General features: G+C 59.6%; 16 protein-coding genes. 8 read left to right on the top strand and 8 right to left on the bottom strand.

Annotated elements, in window-relative coordinates; translation table 11 throughout:
• Nucleotides 1-62: 62 nt before the first annotated feature.
• Nucleotides 63-1,094 (bottom strand): amino acid ABC transporter substrate-binding protein, encoded by a 1,032-nt coding sequence (locus tag PCOSP_RS23670; RefSeq protein WP_139644991.1) that lies wholly within the window; start codon nucleotides 1,092-1,094, stop codon nucleotides 63-65.
• 474 nt (nucleotides 1,095-1,568) lie between these two features.
• On the opposite strand from PCOSP_RS23670, the gene PCOSP_RS23675 reads away from it, so the two are divergent.
• From PCOSP_RS23675 to PCOSP_RS23695, 5 genes are all read left to right on the top strand, one after another.
• Nucleotides 1,569-2,225: an alpha/beta hydrolase gene (locus PCOSP_RS23675; RefSeq protein WP_139644989.1), complete on the top strand. Its 657-nt coding sequence runs from the start codon at nucleotides 1,569-1,571 to the stop codon at nucleotides 2,223-2,225.
• Nucleotides 2,226-2,314: 89 nt separating this feature from the next.
• Nucleotides 2,315-3,781: an ATP-dependent RNA helicase RhlB gene (gene rhlB / locus PCOSP_RS23680; RefSeq protein WP_175363651.1), complete on the top strand. Its 1,467-nt coding sequence runs from the start codon at nucleotides 2,315-2,317 to the stop codon at nucleotides 3,779-3,781.
• Nucleotides 3,782-3,905: 124 nt separating this feature from the next.
• Nucleotides 3,906-4,853 carry an ornithine cyclodeaminase family protein gene (locus PCOSP_RS23685; RefSeq protein ID WP_139644985.1) on the top strand — a complete coding sequence of 316 codons (948 nt, stop codon included), beginning with the start codon at nucleotides 3,906-3,908 and terminating at the stop codon, nucleotides 4,851-4,853.
• Between the two features lie 173 nt (nucleotides 4,854-5,026).
• Complete coding sequence (locus PCOSP_RS23690) at nucleotides 5,027-6,154, top strand: NAD(P)/FAD-dependent oxidoreductase (protein ID WP_175363649.1); 1,128 nt, start codon at nucleotides 5,027-5,029, stop codon at nucleotides 6,152-6,154.
• 88 nt (nucleotides 6,155-6,242) lie between these two features.
• Nucleotides 6,243-6,869 carry a helix-turn-helix transcriptional regulator gene (locus PCOSP_RS23695; protein ID WP_041021610.1) on the top strand — a complete coding sequence of 209 codons (627 nt, stop codon included), beginning with the start codon at nucleotides 6,243-6,245 and terminating at the stop codon, nucleotides 6,867-6,869.
• Nucleotides 6,870-6,968: 99 nt separating this feature from the next.
• On the opposite strand, the gene PCOSP_RS23700 is transcribed toward PCOSP_RS23695, so the two are convergent.
• The 7 genes from PCOSP_RS23700 to PCOSP_RS23730 form a co-directional block, all read right to left on the bottom strand.
• Nucleotides 6,969-7,745, bottom strand: a complete 777-nt coding sequence (locus PCOSP_RS23700) for an ABC transporter substrate-binding protein (protein WP_024777620.1) — start codon at nucleotides 7,743-7,745, stop codon at nucleotides 6,969-6,971.
• Between the two features lie 234 nt (nucleotides 7,746-7,979).
• Nucleotides 7,980-8,435 carry a molybdopterin synthase catalytic subunit MoaE gene (moaE, locus tag PCOSP_RS23705; protein ID WP_464709628.1) on the bottom strand — a complete coding sequence of 152 codons (456 nt, stop codon included), beginning with the start codon at nucleotides 8,433-8,435 and terminating at the stop codon, nucleotides 7,980-7,982.
• Nucleotides 8,436-8,438: 3 nt separating this feature from the next.
• Nucleotides 8,439-8,681 carry a molybdopterin converting factor subunit 1 gene (gene moaD, locus PCOSP_RS23710; protein ID WP_139644978.1) on the bottom strand — a complete coding sequence of 81 codons (243 nt, stop codon included), beginning with the start codon at nucleotides 8,679-8,681 and terminating at the stop codon, nucleotides 8,439-8,441.
• A complete protein-coding gene (gene moaC, locus PCOSP_RS23715) occupies nucleotides 8,678-9,151 on the bottom strand; it encodes a cyclic pyranopterin monophosphate synthase MoaC (protein WP_024777617.1) in 474 nt (157 codons plus the stop codon). The genes moaD and moaC overlap by 4 nt, the downstream gene beginning before the upstream one ends.
• 276 nt (nucleotides 9,152-9,427) lie before the next feature.
• Nucleotides 9,428-10,822: a PhoH family protein gene (locus PCOSP_RS23720; protein ID WP_041021615.1), complete on the bottom strand. Its 1,395-nt coding sequence runs from the start codon at nucleotides 10,820-10,822 to the stop codon at nucleotides 9,428-9,430.
• 86 nt (nucleotides 10,823-10,908) lie between these two features.
• Nucleotides 10,909-11,115: a hypothetical protein gene (locus tag PCOSP_RS23725; RefSeq protein WP_175363646.1), complete on the bottom strand. Its 207-nt coding sequence runs from the start codon at nucleotides 11,113-11,115 to the stop codon at nucleotides 10,909-10,911.
• Between the two features lie 43 nt (nucleotides 11,116-11,158).
• On the bottom strand, nucleotides 11,159-12,283 hold the full coding sequence (locus PCOSP_RS23730) for a polysaccharide deacetylase family protein (protein WP_139644974.1): 1,125 nt from the start codon (nucleotides 12,281-12,283) through the stop codon (nucleotides 11,159-11,161).
• 202 nt (nucleotides 12,284-12,485) lie between these two features.
• Here PCOSP_RS23730 and yaaA point away from each other — a divergent pair, with 202 nt between their 5' ends.
• The 3 genes from yaaA (at nucleotide 12,486) to alg8 (ending at nucleotide 16,974) form a co-directional block, all read left to right on the top strand.
• On the top strand, nucleotides 12,486-13,265 hold the full coding sequence (yaaA, locus tag PCOSP_RS23735) for a peroxide stress protein YaaA (RefSeq protein WP_139644972.1): 780 nt from the start codon (nucleotides 12,486-12,488) through the stop codon (nucleotides 13,263-13,265).
• Between the two features lie 810 nt (nucleotides 13,266-14,075).
• Nucleotides 14,076-15,392 carry a nucleotide sugar dehydrogenase gene (locus PCOSP_RS23740; protein ID WP_464709632.1) on the top strand — a complete coding sequence of 439 codons (1,317 nt, stop codon included), beginning with the start codon at nucleotides 14,076-14,078 and terminating at the stop codon, nucleotides 15,390-15,392.
• A gap of 100 nt (nucleotides 15,393-15,492) precedes the next feature.
• Entirely contained in the window at nucleotides 15,493-16,974 is a 1,482-nt protein-coding gene (gene alg8, locus PCOSP_RS23745; RefSeq protein WP_373682460.1) for a mannuronan synthase, read from the top strand.
• The last annotated feature ends 9 nt before the right edge of the window (nucleotides 16,975-16,983 follow it).

A 16,983-nucleotide genomic window follows, 5' to 3' on the forward strand; every position in this document is an offset into this window, starting at 1 on the left:
GTGCCCCGCAAAGAATGGAACAGAACATCACCCGGTGGTTGGCCCACCGGGTGATAGAACCATCAGCGCACTGGTGGTGCGTATTGGATGCCGCCAGCGTTCCACAGCGCGTTCAGGCCGCGGTCGATTTCCAGCGGGGTGCCCTTGCCGAGGTTGCGCTCGAACATTTCACCGTAGTTACCGACTTGCTTGACGATCTGCACGACCCAGTCTTTCGGCAGTTTCAGGTCCTTGCCGTATTCACCGTCAGCGCCGAGCATACGAGCGACGTCCGGGTTCTTGGTGGACTTGGCTTCAGCCTCGACGTTCTTCGAGGTCACACCGGCTTCTTCAGCGTTGAGCAGTGCATAGCCAGTCCAACGAACGATTGCCAGCCACTCATCGTCGCCGTTACGCACGACCGGGCCCAGTGGTTCCTTGGAAATGGTTTCCGGCAGAACCACGTAGTCCTTCGGCGAAGCCAGCTTGCTGCGCTGGGCGAACAGCTGGGATTTGTCGGAGGTCAGTACGTCGCAACGACCGGATTCCAGCGACTTGGCGCTTTCATCGGAGGTGTCGAACGTGATCGGGGTGTACTTCAGGCCGTTGGCGCGGAAGTAGTCGGAAACGTTCAGTTCGGTGGTGGTACCGGCCTGGATGCAGATGGTTGCACCGTCCAGTTCCTTGGCGCTCTTGACGCCCAGTTTGTTGTTGGCCAGGAAGCCGATGCCGTCGTAGTAGGTGATGAAGCCTGGAAACTTCAGGCCCATGCCCGCGTCACGGGAACTGGTCATGGTGGAGTTACGCGAAAGCACATCGATTTCGCCGGACTGCAGCGCGGTGAAGCGCTCCTTGGCGTTCAACTGGCTGAACTTGACCTTGCTTGCATCACCGAATACCGCAGCGGCAACCGCGCGGCAGAAGTCTGCGTCGATACCGACGATCTTGCCGGTCGAATCAGGCACCGAGAAACCCGGCAGGCCATCACTTACGCCGCACTGTACAAAACCTTTCTTCTGCACTGCGTCCAGGGTTGCACCCGCCTGAGCGAACCCGCTGACGCCGAGGACAGCTGCTGCGGTCACGACAGCCAGGGTGGATTTCAGTAACTTCATTCAAACCTCCAGTTTTGCTCTTGTTGTGTCGGAGCTTGAGTCCTGTCGCACCCTTTTGGGGCATTGCCGACCCTTGTTGGCTTTTTTTAGGGTCAACCGACGTCTGGACCTTCGCTATGAGTCTATTAATGAGGAAGGTGCACCATTGGCGACCATACCCACTTCTCACCAATCGGCCGAACGGGCTGTAGCCCTTCACGTTCGCGAAGCCCGTAGCGGCTATTGGCGAACATCCATCACCGGATTTCTGATATCCCATGCGTCGCGTCGAGCTGATAGTGTTACCGCGCAGCGTAAGATTCATCACTCAAGTATCCTCATAGCAAAGCCCGTACCAGACCGCCGCGCTTGGCCCTTGAGAAATACGTCAAGACAAAAAGTTGTACTTTTGCGACATCTAATTAACTGAGACACCGGGCACGCACCGTAACCACGCACTGATTGAGCGCGCCCGCACAGATTTGGAGCACAACCATGACCGACCCCCTGATTCTCGAGCCCAACGGCACTGCGGACGCGTGTGTTATCTGGCTCCACGGCCTGGGCGCCGATCGTTATGACTTCATGCCGGTTGCCGAAATCTTGCAGCAAAGCCTGCACACCACTCGTTTCGTTCTACCCCAGGCACCCACCCAGCCAGTAACGATCAACGGCGGCTACGCCATGCCCAGTTGGTACGACATCCGTGCCTTGAGCCCGGCCCGAGCCATTGACGAGCAGCAGCTGGAAGTGTCGGCCAAACGGGTCATGGACCTGGTCGAAAGCCAGCGAGCCAGCGGAATAGACGCTTCGCGAATTTTCCTGGCTGGCTTTTCCCAAGGCGGTGCGGTGGTCTATCACACGGCCTTCGTGAAGTGGCAGGGACCACTGGGTGGTGTGATCGCACTGTCCACCTATGCACCGACATTCGGTGACGAACTGCAGTTATCCGCCAGCCAGCAACGCATTCCGGTCCTGGCGTTGCACGGGCAATACGACGAAGTGGTGCTCAATCCCATGGGCCGGACCGCGAAAGAGTATTTAAAGCAGCATGGTGTCACCGTGACATGGCAGGAATACCCAATGGGCCACGAAGTGTTACCCGAGGAGATTCGCGACATCGGCACCTGGCTGGCCGAACGGTTGCGCTGAATCACCGCCAAGCCTTTGACTAACACACTACGCCGCGCCCGTTTCTTGCATTACACTGGCCGGCGTACATTCCTTAACCAATCGATGAGATGACCGTGCTCAAAGCACTCAAGAAGATGTTCGGTAAGGGCGAGGCCGAGCAGCTCGCGCCTGGCCCCAGCGCCCCTGACCACGGCCCGAGCCGTACCGAGGCGCCACAACAATCGCGCCGCCCCGCACCTGTCGCGCAGACGAAAAAAGAGCCGGTGACCTCGCCGGCCGCCGCTCCTGCGCCGGACAAGCCGCGCAACGAAGCTCCCAAGCCACGCCGCGAACGGGCACCGAAGCCACCGGTCGTCGCCTGGAAGCTCGAGGACTTCGTCGTAGAGCCCCAGGAAGGCAAGACCCGCTTCCACGATTTCAAGCTGGCCCCGGAACTGATGCATGCCATCCAGGACCTGGGTTTTCCGTACTGCACGCCAATCCAGGCCCAGGTGCTGGGTTACACCCTCGCCGGCAAGGACGCCATCGGTCGCGCCCAGACCGGCACCGGCAAGACCGCTGCGTTCCTGATCTCCACCATCACCCAGTTGCTGCAGACGCCGCCGCCCAAAGAGCGCTACATGGGCGAACCGAGGGCACTGATCATCGCGCCGACCCGCGAGCTGGTGGTGCAGATCGCCAAGGACGCTGCCGACCTGACCAAATACACCGGTCTGAACGTCATGACGTTCGTCGGTGGCATGGACTTCGACAAGCAGCTCAAGCACCTCGAAGCCCGTCATTGCGACATCCTGGTGGCAACCCCCGGCCGCTTGCTGGACTTCAACCAGCGCGGCGACGTGCACCTGGATATGGTTGAGGTCATGGTGCTGGACGAAGCCGACCGCATGCTCGACATGGGCTTCATCCCGCAAGTGCGCCAGATCATTCGCCAGACCCCGCCGAAAAGCGAACGCCAGACCCTGCTGTTCTCCGCCACGTTCACCGAGGACGTGATGAACCTGGCCCGGCAATGGACCACCGACCCGGCCATCGTCGAAATCGAAGCCGAGAACGTCGCCAGTGAAAACGTCGAACAACATATCTACGCCGTAGCCGCTGCCGACAAGTACAAGCTGCTCTACAACCTGGTCAACGACAACGGTTGGGAACGGGTCATGGTGTTCGCCAACCGCAAGGACGAAGTGCGGCGCATCGAGGAACGGCTGGTGCGCGACGGCGTCAACGCGGCCCAGCTGTCGGGTGATGTGCCCCAGCACAAACGCATCAAGACGCTCGAGGGCTTTCGCGAAGGCAAGATCCGCGTACTGGTGGCGACTGACGTGGCCGGACGTGGCATCCACATCGACGGCATCAGCCATGTGATCAACTTCACCCTGCCGGAAGTGCCGGACGACTACGTGCACCGCATCGGCCGTACCGGTCGTGCCGGCGCCGAGGGCGTGTCCATCAGCTTCGCCGGAGAGGACGACTCCTATCAGTTGCCGTCCATCGAGGCACTGCTGGGCCGCAAGATCAGTTGCGAAATGCCGCCGACCCATCTGTTGCGGCCGGTTGAGCGCAAACGTCACTGACAATCGCTCCCCCCAAAAAGCGCAGCCCTCGACGGCTGCGCTTTTTTTTGCCCGGGATATTGCTCGAATAAACTAAAAGTCCATAATGGACAAATTAGTTTACATGGAACACTCCGGAGCCCCCATGTCCAGCACACCTTATGTGATGACCCAAGCCCAGGCTCGCGCACTGCTCGGGCAAGTCGATGTGCCGCAGATCCTGCGCAAACTGTTTCGCGACCTCGCGGCCGGGCAAGCGGTGCAACCGGCCCAGCAATGGGTGGAATTTCCCCAGGGCGCCGGGGACTTCATCAACTACCTGGGCGTGTTGGCCGAGGACCAGGTCTATGGCGTCAAGACGTCGCCCTACATCGTGCGCGACCAGGGTCCGCTGATCACCGCCTGGACCTTGCTGATGTCGATGCGCACCGGCCAACCGCTGTTGTTGTGCGATGCCGCCGAACTGACGACCGCTCGCACCGCAGCCACCACGGCCGTCGCCGTCGACGCCCTCGCCCTGCCCCAGGCCCAACGCCTGGCCGTCATCGGCAGCGGTGCGGTAGCGCGGGCGCATGTGCATTACGTCAAGGGCTTGCGGGAATGGAAGACCATCAGCCTCTACTCGCCAGGCCTGCAGAGCAAGACGGCACAGGAACGTGCATCGATCACCGGCCTGGATCCGCGCCTGGAGATTGCCGACAGCCTTGCGGCGGCGGTACACGATGCCGACGTAGTGATGCTCTGCACCTCGTCCGCCAAAGCAGTGCTCGAACCGAAGATGCTGGGCAAGCCGGCGCTGATCACTTCAATCAGCACCAACGCCCCGCGCGCCCATGAAGTGCCGCCCCACAGCCTCGATGACATGGACGTGTACTGCGATTATCGTCAGACCACACCTGGCTCGGCCGGCGAGATGCTGATCGCTGCCGAACAACATGGCTGGCAACCGTCGAGCATCATCGGTGACTTGCCTGAGCTACTCAGCGGACAGGTTGCGCGGCCCGACCTCGAGCGCCACGTGTTCTTCCGCTCCATCGGCCTGGGGCTGGAAGATGTGGCGTTGGCGAATGCGCTTTACCAACTCCGCAACTGATACACCACATTCCCCGGTGGGAGCGAGCCTGTGGGAGCAAAGCTTGCTCGCGATGAAGACGCCTCGATCCATTGACCGTGTTTTCGTTCATCGCGAGCAAGCTTTGCTCCCACAGGCTCGCCCACACAGGGGGCCAGCGACGTTCTCAGGATCGCGCTCCACAGGAGAGTTTCATGACCTCAGCAGATTTCATCATCATCGGCGGCGGCATTGCCGGTGCCTCCACCGGCTACTGGCTGGCCCCCCATGGCCGGGTCGTTGTGCTCGAGCGTGAATCCCATCCGGCCTACCACTCCACCGGCCGTTCGGCGGCGCTGTACACCGCCGCCTACGGCACCCCACAGGTACGGGCATTGACCCAGGCCAGTCGCGATTTCTTCGACACACCACCGGCCGGCTTCTGCGAACACCCGCTGCTCACGCCCCGGGGCGAAATGACCGTGGACTTCACCGGTGATCCGGCCGAGTTGAACAATCAGTACCTCAGCGCCAAGGCCACCGTGCCGCAGATGCAATTGCTCAGCGCCGACGAAGCCTGCACGCGTCTGCCGATCCTGCGCCGGGAAAAAGTCCATGGGGCCATCTATGACCCCACGGCCGCCGACATCGACACGGATGCGTTGCACCAGGGCTACTTGCGCGGCATCCGCCGCAACGGCGGCGAGGTGCACACCGACAGCGAAGTCCTGGACCTGATTCGCGACAACCAGGGGCTGTGGCAGGTGAGAACGGCCAACCGGACCTTCACTGCGCCGATTCTGATCAACGCGGCCGGTGCCTGGGCAGACCAGGTTGCGCAAATGGCCGGCGCCCGGACGCTGGGCCTGCAACCCAAGCGGCGGGCGGCCTTCATCTTCGCCGGCCCCGAAGGCCTGGATATCCATGACTGGCCGATGCTGGTGAGCCTCGACGAATCCTTCTACATGAAGCCCGATGCCGGCATGTTCCTGGGTTCGCCGGCCAACGCCGACCCGGTGGAGCCCCACGATGTACAACCGGAAGAGCTGGACATCGCCCTGGGTATCTACCAGATCGAAGAGGCCACTACCCTGAGCATCCGCCGCCCGATCCGCACTTGGGCCGGGTTGCGCAGCTTTGTCCACGACGGCGACCTGCTGTCCGGTTTCGACCCGCAGCTACCCGGATTCTTCTGGGTCGCCGCCCAGGGCGGCTATGGCATTCAGACTTCCCCGGCAATGGGCCAGGCAAGCGCAGCGCTGGTACGCGGCGAACCGCTGCCCGAAGCCCTGACTGGCTTCGGCCTGAGCAGCGCAATGCTGTCGCCGGCGAGACTTGGCTGACCTTCCCGGAGGTGACGCATCGCCACGATTGCGGCACACTCCCTGCGCCCCTGCTTCACGGGGCGCCGACGCTGCCTGGAGCCCTGTGATGACCGCCCCGCAACCCGATCCGGCCATGGACAATTTCCACACCATCGCCGACGCCATCGCCACCCTGTTCTACCCTCACGCCGAGGTGGTGCTGCACGACCTGCGCACGCAGAAAGTCGATTACATCGCCAATAATCTTTCCAAGCGCGAGATCGGTGACGACTCGTCCCTGGAGGACATGCTCAGCGAGGACGTCAACGAACGGAACATCGGTCCGTATGAAAAGCTGAACTGGGACGGGCAGAAGATTCGCAGCCTCAGCAGCGTCTTGCGCGACGCCGAAGGCCGACCATTGGCGGTACTGTGCATCAACCTGAATATTTCACTGTTCGAGAATGCCAAGGCGGCGCTGGACCTGTTCCTGTCACCCGGCAAGTTGATTCCGCAGCCCGACTCCCTGTTTCGCGATGACTGGCAGGAACGCATCAACACCTTTTTGCATGCCTGGATGCGCGAGCGTCAGTTGAGCCTGAACCTGCTGACCCGCGACCATAAACGCGAGCTGGTGCTGGCGCTGCACGCCGAAGGTGCCTTCAAGGGCAAGAGCGCCTCCAACTATGTGGCCAATGTGCTGAATATGGGGCGGGCGACGGTGTACAAGCACTTGAAGGAATTGAAGGGCTGAGGTTGCGTCGCCTGGACTGACGCCATCGCGAGCAGGCTCGCTCCCACAGGTTCGCACGGATCAAAATGTGGGAGCGAGCCTGCTCGCGATGACAATCATTCAGTCACCATAGATATCCGACTTGAAATACTTGGCCTGGATCTTCTGATACTCGCCGTTGGCCCGAATACCATCGATGGCCTTGTTCAAATCTGCCACCAACTGGGTATTGCCCTTGCGTACCGCAATACCAGCACCTTCCCCAACGTATTTCGGGTCCTTGAGTTCAGGACCGACAAAGCCGTAGCCCTTGCCCCGGGGCATCGACAGGAAATCCTCCAGCGGGATGGTGTCGGCAAAAATCGCGTCCAGGCGGCCGGATGCCAGGTCCATGTAGATTTCTTCGTTGTTGCTGTAGCGCTTGACGATCACACCTTTGGGTTCGAGGACTTCGGTGGCGTAGCGGTCGGTGGTGGTCGCCCGCTGCACACCCACGGTCTTGCCCTTCAGGCTGGCGTACTGGTCATCCACCACGGCCCCCTCCTTCATGACCAGCCGCGAAGAGGTGAAATAGTACTTGTGGGTGAAATCCACCGACTTCTTGCGCTCCTCGGTGATGGTCATGGACGACAGCGCCATGTCGATCTTCTTCACCTTCAACGATGGAATCAGTCCGTCGAACTCACCTTCGACCCATTCGCACTTGACCTTCATCTGCATGCACAACGCATTGCCGATGTCGTAGTCGAAACCCTCGATCTTCCCTTCCGAGGTCTTGGAAGCAAATGGCGGATAGGCCGCTTCGATGCCGATGCGCAGGGTCTTCTCTGCGGCGAACAGGCTGCTGGAGGCCAGCAGGCTCAGGGCCAGGCCAGTGACGAGGGGGAATTTCTTCATGATCGTTCTCTCGCGGGTTGTTGTTGGTTTGGCAGAGAAAAAGCAGGCACGACTAATTATGTACTTATAAATCCATACTGGACTTTAATGTACACGCCGTCAATTGAAGAAATGATGGAAGGCCGATGGCCCCATCGCGAGCAGGCTCGCTCCCACAGAGGATCCCGGCTTGCACGGATCCATTGTGGGAGCGAGCCTGCTCGCGATGACGGACTATCAGATAACAAAGAAGGTCTACTGCTGCTTCCAGCGATCCGCCGCCGCATGATCGCTGTCCCGTCCCTCGACCCAACGCGGGCCATCCGCAGTGTTTTCCTTCTTCCAGAATGGGGCGCGGGTCTTGAGGTAGTCCATGACAAAGGCGCAAGCGTCGAATGCCGCCTGGCGATGGGCGCTGGCGGCAGCGACGAAAACGATGGGCTCGCCCGGCTCCAGGGCGCCGATGCGGTGCAACACTTCCAGCTTCAGCAGCGGCCAGCGCTGCTGCGCCTCGATGGCAATCTTGCCCAGGGCTTTCTCGGTCATGCCCGGGTAGTGCTCCAGGAACATCCCGGACACATCCAGGCCGTCATTGAAGTCCCGCACGTAGCCGACAAAACTCACCACCGCGCCCACGCCGACATTGGCCGCGTGCATCGCGTTGACTTCGGTGCCCGGATCGAACGGGTCGGCCTGTACACGAATCGCCATGACTCAGCCTCCGGTCACCGTAGGGAAGAACGCGACTTCGTCACCGTCCACCAGCGGTTCATCGAGCTGGCACAACTCTTCGTTGCGGGCGCACATCAGGGTCTGCTCGCTCAACACGTCGAAGCCCTGGCGATCCGCCAACAGCGCGCGAACGTCGTCGACCGTAGTGAATTGACCATCGACGCTCAAAGCGTCCATGCCTACGGCCTCGCGGTAACGGGCAAAGAACTTCACATGGATTTTCATGACGCGTCCGCCTGGAAATGACCACTCTTGCCGCCGAGCTTTTCCAGCACCCGAACCCCTTCAATGGTCATGCCCCGGTCCACGGCCTTGCACATGTCATAGATGGTCAGCGCGGCGACACTGGCGGCGGTCAGGGCTTCCATCTCCACCCCTGTCTGTCCCGAGAGCTTGCAACGGGCAACGATGCGTACCCGATCCTCCCCTTCGGCATTGAGCTCGACCTTGACGCCGGTGAGCATCAGCGGATGACAGAGCGGAATCAGATCGCTGGTTTTTTTCGCCGCCTGGATGCCGGCAATACGTGCGACGGCGAACACATCGCCCTTGGGGTGACCGCCGCTGACGATCATCTGCAGCGTAGCGGGCAACATGCGCACAAAAGCTTCGGCGGTGGCCTCACGGAACGTCACGGCCTTGTCGGTCACGTCAACCATGTTGGCGCGACCTTGGGAATCGAGATGGGTCAGCACAGGGTTACTCCTGATCAGGAGCGTCGATTGTAAACCCGTGAGTCAAATTCCGGCACGCCTGATTGTCGCACCTGCTCTGTCCTATGAGAGCCGGCTCGCTGAAGTAGAGCTTGCTGTGGGAGCAAGGCTTGCCCGCGATGAAGTTGATGCGGTCTGTCAGAAATCGCGGTGTCTTTATCGCGAGCAAGCTTTGCTCCCACAGCAAGCTCGCTCACAGGGTTATTTGGCGTGCTCAGGAACCGGGCGACCACAAGGTCGCCCGGTTTTTTTCAGGAGTTACAGATGGGATTCGGCATATTCGGCCAGGATCGAGCGCGGTACGCCCTGCAGGGTGATGTGGACCCCGTTGGGGAAGTCCTTGAAGCGCTCGGTCAGGTAGGTCAGTCCGGAGCTGGTCGCGGACAGATAAGGGGTATCGATCTGCGCCAGGTTACCCAGGCACACCACTTTGGAACCGGCGCCGGCACGGGTGATGATGGTTTTCATCTGGTGCGGGGTGAGGTTCTGGCATTCGTCGATCAGGATCAGGCTCTGCTGGAAGCTGCGGCCCCGGATGTAGTTGAGGGATTTGAACTGCAACGGCACCTTGCTGAGGATGTAGTCGACGCTGCCATGGGTGCTTTCGTCATCCATGTGCAAGGCTTCGAGGTTGTCGGTAATGGCCCCCAGCCAGGGCTCCATTTTTTCCGCTTCGGTACCGGGCAGGAAGCCGATCTCCTGGTCCAGGCCCTGCACGCTGCGGGTGGCGATGATGCGCCGGTAGCGCTTGCTGACCATGGTCTGCTCGATGGCGGCGGCCAGGGCCAGGATGGTCTTGCCGGAACCGGCCGCGCCGGACAGGTTGACCAGGTGGATATCCGGGTCGAGCAAGGCGAACAGAGCCAGGCTCTGGTAGATGTCACGGGGTTTGAGGCCCCAGGCCTCCTGATGCAGCAAGGGTTCCTGGTGCAGGTCGAGAATCAGCAGCTTGTCGTCTTCGATCTCCTTGATCCAGCCGACGAATCCCTGTTCGTCGATGATGAACTCATTGATGTGCACCGCCGGCAGGTTGTCGATCAGTTGCACCTGATGCCAGGTGCGACCATGGTCCTGGCGAGTATCGACCTTGCTCACGCGGTCCCAGAAGGAGCCGGTCATGGTGTGGTAGCCATTGGGCAACAGCGAGACGTCGTCGACCAATTGGTCGGTGCTGTAATCCTCCGCCGCAATCCCGCAGGCTCGGGCCTTGAGGCGCATGTTGATGTCTTTGGTCACCAGCACCACGGCGCGATCCTGGTTGCGCGAGTGCAGGTCGATCAATTGGTTGATGATGATGTTGTCGTTCAGGTGTTCGGGCAGTACCAGGTTGGGCTCGGTGCGCTTGCTCATCAGGATCGAGAGCAGGCCCTTGGGGCCGCCTTTGCCACGCTGGATCGGCACGCCCAGCTCGACGTCTTCGGGAGATGCATCCCCCAGGGTCTTGTCGATCAGGCGGATCGCCTGCCGGCATTCGGCCGCAACGCTGTGGTGACCGCTCTTGAGCTTGTCCAGCTCCTCGAGCACGGTCATCGGGATGGCAACGTGGTGTTCTTCGAAATTCAGCAGTGCGTTTGGATCGTGGATCAATACGTTGGTATCGAGTACATAGAGGATTGGCTGGTTGGAGGAAGGGCTACGTCCGTGGTCATCCATACTCGGTCACCTTTGTGGGGGCCATTCGACGCAATACCATGACAGTGCTGCGCCTCGAGGTAGCCACCGAATTCACCCGCGAGGATTCAGGTGAACTGCACACAAACGGGGTCTGGGAAGACGCCACCTGTGTTGCAGGTTTCGGCGGTCTGACTTCTTGATACCCCAAAAACCATGACAGGAAAAAGCACTTTGACGCTTTTTTGAAGTTTATTTTTCAGAGTGACGAAAAGCCCTTGGCGTACCGTCGCTACGCCGTTAAAGTCGGAAGTCCGGTCGTCATGAATGCGCACCGATTTTTTCCTCTCCCCCCGTGTTTCCGGGCCTTGCGCGGTTTCAGCGAAACGCCTCCTGACAATCTTGCCAACCGATCCCGCTTTGCGCCGTCTGCGTAATGAGCCAAGGCATTGCCGTCTTCACCGCATCCTGCTTGGCGTTGAAGTTGATCACCCCGTGGCGCCACAGCAGCATCAAGGTCAACGCGCGCTGGGCACTCTGTTCGGGCTTGAGCCGGTTGGTGCCGTCCTGGGGATCGATATCCCACAACGCTACTTGCAGGCCCTGCTGCCTGAAAAATGCCTCGGCATCGCCACGCCGCTGCCCCTGGGGCGGGCGGAACAACGGCACATAGTTCTCCGGCAGCTTGCCTTTGACCAGATCGACGCTGCGCCGTATCGAGTCCTGCCAGTCCTGCCAATAGCTATGGGAGCGGAACTCCCAGCCCTGAACCCCCACGCACTGTTCCGAATATAACGATTGGAGGTTGTTGACCGAGTCCTCCACCAGCCGCGCCTGGATGTCCTTGCCCAACACAAAAAAAGTGCCGTTCATGTTCGACTTGCGCAAGTAATCCGCCAGCCACGGGGTATTGTCTGGCGCAACGTTGGCACCGCTGTCGAACGTCAGCAGAAACAGCCGGTCATGCATGTCCTCGCCGTTGCGTTCGTAATCGCCGAAACGTTCTATTTCGCTGCTGGTTTGCGGAAAAAGCGCGGCTTTTCGCAGCAACTCATCCCGGTATTGGGTATGAAAAATCTGGCTTGGCCCGGCCCATTTGAAATAGAACGAGTCTTCATCGAGATGAAACCTGCGCGCCTCCTCACGCAAAGTCGCCATGTCCTCCACCAGGTAACAGAAAGAGGCGTCCTGGTCACAGCTCCGTTGGGCGAAGTTGTAACTGGCCAGTAACCGCCGCCACAACCGTGCACGCAGGGTGGAGATCGCCGCCATATTCACCGAGCGCAGCCCCAGGTATTGCTTGAGGGCGATTTCGTCCATGGCATCGGTGTCCAGCAACACCCGGGCGAACATCAGGATCTCGGCCCGCGAAGCGACGTCGAACAGGGTCGGACTGGTGAGTTGTTCCGGCCAGGTGCTGCGGTCCAGGGTGGCGATGTCGTTGGGCGCGGCAATGGCAGTGAGGCTCAAGAGCCAGGCCGATAACACAAGCACGATACGCAAAAGGGATGTCTCCATAACGAAACCCGCGCGGCATCATAGCTGATCCAAGAACGACGCCCGCTTATCTCATTGCTCGAACAGGGCTTTTGTGGCGAGGGGATTTGAATATTTCCTTCACGCCACCGATCACCTATTACCCCGATAGCTGGAGTCCACCCGGACAACCCCCTAGAATCGCCGCACCCTCAAAGGAGACGATTGCATGCTGATGGTGATTTCCCCCGCCAAGACCCTCGATTACGAAACACCGCCGGCCACCGAACGCTTTACCCTGCCCCAGTACCTGGACCATTCCCAGGAACTGATCGAGCAGCTGCGTGAATTCTCGCCGGCACAGATCAGCGAACTGATGCACGTCTCCGACAAGATCGGAGGCCTCAATGCTGCGCGATTCGGCAGCTGGACCCCGGCGTTCACCCCGGCCAATGCCAAGCAGGCCCTGCTGGCCTTCAAGGGTGACGTGTACACGGGCCTGGACGCACAGAGCTTCAGCGAAGCCGACTTCGAGCACGCCCAACAGCATCTGCGCATGCTCTCCGGCCTTTACGGCCTGCTGCGGCCGTTGGACCTGATGCAGCCCTATCGTCTGGAAATGGGCACTAAACTGGCCAATGCCCGAGGCAAGGATCTCTACGCATTCTGGGGCACCCGTATCAGTGAATGGCTGAACGAAGCCCTGGCCGACCAAGGCGATGACGTGCTGTTGAACCTGGCTTCCAACGAGTACTTCTCGGCGGTCAAACGCAGCGCCTTGAACGCACGCATCATCGATACCGAATTCAAGGACCTGAAGAACGGCCAGTACAAAATCATCAGTTTCTACGCTAAAAAAGCCCGCGGATTGATGAGCCGGTTTGTCATTCAGGAACGCATCGACGATCCGGCGCGGCTAAAACAGTTCGATGTGCAAGGCTATCGTTACAGTGCCGAGCAGTCTTCGCCCGAAAAACTGGTTTTCCTGCGCGACCACGCCCCACAATAACGCAACACCTCTTCCAGGCCCCTGATCAGGGGCCTCGATCAGACCTCGACAGGTCATCTCACTTCCCCGCTCAATTCGACACATTATTGACGCCAATATTTAATCCACCCCCTGGGCTAACTTTTCTTTCACTCGACAAATGTCAGTTTTTTCCGTAGTGGCACAGAAAATTTTCAACAGTAGTGGCAAAAAAATATCTAGGCCTCTTAACTCCCCGTAACTAAAGGGCGAAATCGCAAGTGCTATCAATATGAGAGCAGTGCCATCTCTGCCTATATTTCAAAAAATTTCCGAAATCGCGATGAGCGGGCTGGAACTATGTCCAAATGCACGGCTCATACCACCCGTAACGATTCTCGCCGAACGTGTACGAGATAACTTACATGGGACGTCGATCGAAGTAACCAAGTTGTCATGGCAACTAAGTGAAACGGTCGCTCTTATAGATCCAAGATGAAAGGACAGGAGATAAGGCACCATCGCTATCCCCTACAAGGCCAAGGCTGCGCCCCTATAACGTGCTCACCCGAGCACACAAGCTTCTGATTTTGTGGGCTTTTTGCCAGAAACCAGAAGTGAACGACCTTTGCACGAACGTTCTGGATAACGAGGACTGGCTGCATAACAGGGCAGGTCATAACAAGAAGGCCGCACTGCGCACAACTTGAGTGCAATTATTTAGACACTCGGAACTTAGTATGCCTGCACACGGCACTGTGGCGCCTGCATTCCACACTTCCGAGTGCACTATGACCGCTGAACACTATTAACTCCGGCCATTTAATGGCGTGAAAAACAGAGGTAAATGCGATGCGCATTAGCATATTTGGTTTGGGTTACGTCGGTGCAGTATGTGCCGGTTGCCTGTCTGCACGGGGCCATGATGTGGTTGGCGTAGATGTCGCCAAAGACAAGATCGATATGATCAACGCCGGCAAATCGCCTATTGTGGAACCGGGTCTTGGGGAGTTGCTGGCTCAAGGTATTCAAACAGGTCGCCTGCGTGGCACCACCAACTTCGCGGAAGCCATTCGCGATACAGACCTGTCGATGATCTGCGTCGGCACGCCGAGCAAAAAGAACGGCGACCTGGAACTGAACTACATCGAGGCCGTCTGCCGCGAGATCGGTTTTGTCCTGCGCGAAAAGAGCATCCGCCACACCATCGTGGTGCGCAGCACCGTGCTGCCGGGCACTGTCGCAAACGTTGTCATCCCGATCCTCGAAGACTGCTCCGGCAAAAAGGCCGGTGTCGATTTCGGCGTTGCGGTCAACCCTGAGTTCCTGCGTGAAAGCACCGCGATCAAGGACTATGACCAGCCACCGATGACCGTCATCGGCGAATTCGACAAGGCCTCTGGGGACGTCCTGCAATCGCTGTACGAAGAACTCGATGCGCCGATCATCCGCAAGGACATCGCTGTCGCCGAGATGATCAAGTACACCTGCAACGTCTGGCACGCCACCAAAGTGACCTTCGCCAACGAGATTGGCAACATCGCCAAGGCCGTGGGCGTCGACGGTCGCGTCGTGATGGATGTGGTCTGCCAGGACAAGGCCCTCAACCTGTCCCAGTACTACATGCGTCCAGGCTTCGCCTTCGGTGGCTCGTGCCTGCCCAAGGACGTACGTGCCCTGACCTATCGCGCCAGCTCCCTGGACGTGGAAGCGCCGCTGCTCAACTCGCTGATGCGCAGCAACGAATCCCAGGTGCAGAACGCCTTCGACATCGTCTCCAGCCATGAGAAACGCAAAGTCGCCCTGCTGGGCCTGAGCTTCAAGGCCGGCACCGACGACCTGCGTGAAAGCCCACTGGTAGAACTGGCGGAAATGCTGATCGGCAAGGGCTACGACCTGCGCATCTACGACAGCAACGTCGAATACGCCCGTGTCCACGGCGCGAACAAGGATTACATCGAGTCGAAGATTCCTCACGTCTCGTCCTTGCTCAACTCCGACTTCGACTCGGTGATCGACAACTCCGACATCATCATTCTCGGCAACCGCGACGAGAAGTTCCGCGCGCTGACCGAGAACGTACCGGAAGGCAAACAGGTCATCGACCTGGTTGGGTTCATGTCCAAGGCCACGACACCGAATGGCCGGACCGAAGGCATCTGCTGGTAAGTCTGTTTGCCGGTCGGGGCTTGCCCCGGCCGGCCTTTCGCCTGCCTTAACCCATCGGGCCGCCCACAAGGCCCGCCCGAGATAGAGACGGATGCAGATTATGCACAGGCTAAAGCACGGCCTGCTTCAGGCCGCCGGTTGGCTGTTTTACTTGAGTTTATTGATGGGCATCGCCATGGCGTTGCCCACGTCCACGTTCGACTCCGAATCCAAGGATTTCATTTTCCTGATCGGCGCCGTGGGCATCTGGCGTTACTCCATGGGAGCAACGCATTTCGTGCGTGGCATGATCTTCCTGTACATCGTCTACCCGCACCTGCGTCGCAAGGTACGCAAGCTGGGCGCGGCGGCGGATCCTTCCCACGTCTACCTGATGGTCACCAGTTTCCGGATCGACGCGCTGACCACTGCCCAGGTGTATGGCTCGGTGATCCGCGAGGCCATCGAGTGCGGGCTGCCCACCACCGTGGTCTGCTCCATCGTGGAAATGTCCGACGAACTGCTGGTCAAGAGCCTCTGGGCCCGCATGAACCCGCCAGCACGGGTCAAGCTGGACTTCGTGCGCATCCCTGGCACCGGCAAGCGTGATGGTCTGGCCTACGGTTTCCGCGCCATCTCCCGCCACTTGCCGGACGACCGCGCTGTGGTTGCCGTGATCGATGGCGACACCGTGCTCGCTGAAGGCGTCGTGCGCAAGACCGTGCCGTGGTTCCAGCTGTTCGGCAACGTCGGCGGCCTGACCACCAACGAGTTCTGCGAAGTGCGCGGCGGCTACATCATGGCCGAATGGCACAAGCTGCGTTTCGCCCAGCGCCACATCAACATGTGCTCCATGGCCCTGTCCAAGCGCGTGCTGACCATGACCGGCCGGATGTCGGTGTTCCGCGCCACCGTGGTGACCAACCCGGACTTCATCGCCGACGTGGAAAGCGACTCGCTGCAACACTGGCGCCTGGGTCGCTTCAAGTTCCTGACCGGTGACGACAAGTCGAGCTGGTTCAGCCTGATGCGCCTGGGCTACGACACTTTCTACGTACCCGATGCGGCGATCAACACCGTTGAGCACCCGCCGGAGAAAAGCTTCATCAAGGCCAGTCGCAAGCTGATGTTCCGCTGGTACGGCAACAACCTGCGGCAGAACTCCCGGGCACTGGGCCTGGGCTTGAGACGTCTGGGCCTGTTTACCTCGGTGGTGCTGTTCGACCAGCGCGTGTCGATGTGGACCTCGCTGCTGGGCCTGACCGTGGCATTGATCGCCAGCTTCAAGTACGGCACCGCGTTCATCCTGGTGTACCTGCTGTGGATCGGTATCACCCGGTTGATCCTGACTCTGTTGCTGTCGTGCTCCGGACACCGGATCGGCCCCGCTTACCCGGCGATTCTCTATTACAACCAGATCGTCGGCGCGATGGTGAAGATCTATGTGTTTTTTCGCCTCGATCAACAGTCCTGGACCCGTCAACCCACTTCGCTTACCCGTGATCTCGCCAGCTTTCAACGTTGGTTCAACACCTGGTCGTCTCGGACCATGACCTTCTCTGCCGGCAGTATTTTCGTCGCCGTGCTGTTGACGATGGTCTGACCGAACTCG

The sequence above is a fragment of the Pseudomonas sp. MAFF 730105 genome (assembly GCF_055380705.1).

What these genes read in the sequence shown, in the direction of transcription:
- PCOSP_RS23670 (WP_139644991.1), bottom strand. Translation starts at nt 1,094, where the DNA reads ATGAAGTTACTGAAATCCACCCTGGCTGTCGTGACCGCAGCAGCTGTC.
- PCOSP_RS23675 (WP_139644989.1), top strand. Translation starts at nt 1,569, where the DNA reads ATGACCGACCCCCTGATTCTCGAGCCCAACGGCACTGCGGACGCGTGT.
- rhlB (WP_175363651.1), top strand. Translation starts at nt 2,315, where the DNA reads ATGACCGTGCTCAAAGCACTCAAGAAGATGTTCGGTAAGGGCGAGGCC.
- PCOSP_RS23685 (WP_139644985.1), top strand. Translation starts at nt 3,906, where the DNA reads ATGTCCAGCACACCTTATGTGATGACCCAAGCCCAGGCTCGCGCACTG.
- PCOSP_RS23690 (WP_175363649.1), top strand. Translation starts at nt 5,027, where the DNA reads ATGACCTCAGCAGATTTCATCATCATCGGCGGCGGCATTGCCGGTGCC.
- PCOSP_RS23695 (WP_041021610.1), top strand. Translation starts at nt 6,243, where the DNA reads ATGACCGCCCCGCAACCCGATCCGGCCATGGACAATTTCCACACCATC.
- PCOSP_RS23700 (WP_024777620.1), bottom strand. Translation starts at nt 7,745, where the DNA reads ATGAAGAAATTCCCCCTCGTCACTGGCCTGGCCCTGAGCCTGCTGGCC.
- moaE (WP_464709628.1), bottom strand. Translation starts at nt 8,435, where the DNA reads ATGGCGATTCGTGTACAGGCCGACCCGTTCGATCCGGGCACCGAAGTC.
- moaD (WP_139644978.1), bottom strand. Translation starts at nt 8,681, where the DNA reads ATGAAAATCCATGTGAAGTTCTTTGCCCGTTACCGCGAGGCCGTAGGC.
- PCOSP_RS23720 (WP_041021615.1), bottom strand. Translation starts at nt 10,822, where the DNA reads ATGGATGACCACGGACGTAGCCCTTCCTCCAACCAGCCAATCCTCTAT.
- yaaA (WP_139644972.1), top strand. Translation starts at nt 12,486, where the DNA reads ATGCTGATGGTGATTTCCCCCGCCAAGACCCTCGATTACGAAACACCG.
- PCOSP_RS23740 (WP_464709632.1), top strand. Translation starts at nt 14,076, where the DNA reads ATGCGCATTAGCATATTTGGTTTGGGTTACGTCGGTGCAGTATGTGCC.
- alg8 (WP_373682460.1), top strand. Translation starts at nt 15,493, where the DNA reads ATGCACAGGCTAAAGCACGGCCTGCTTCAGGCCGCCGGTTGGCTGTTT.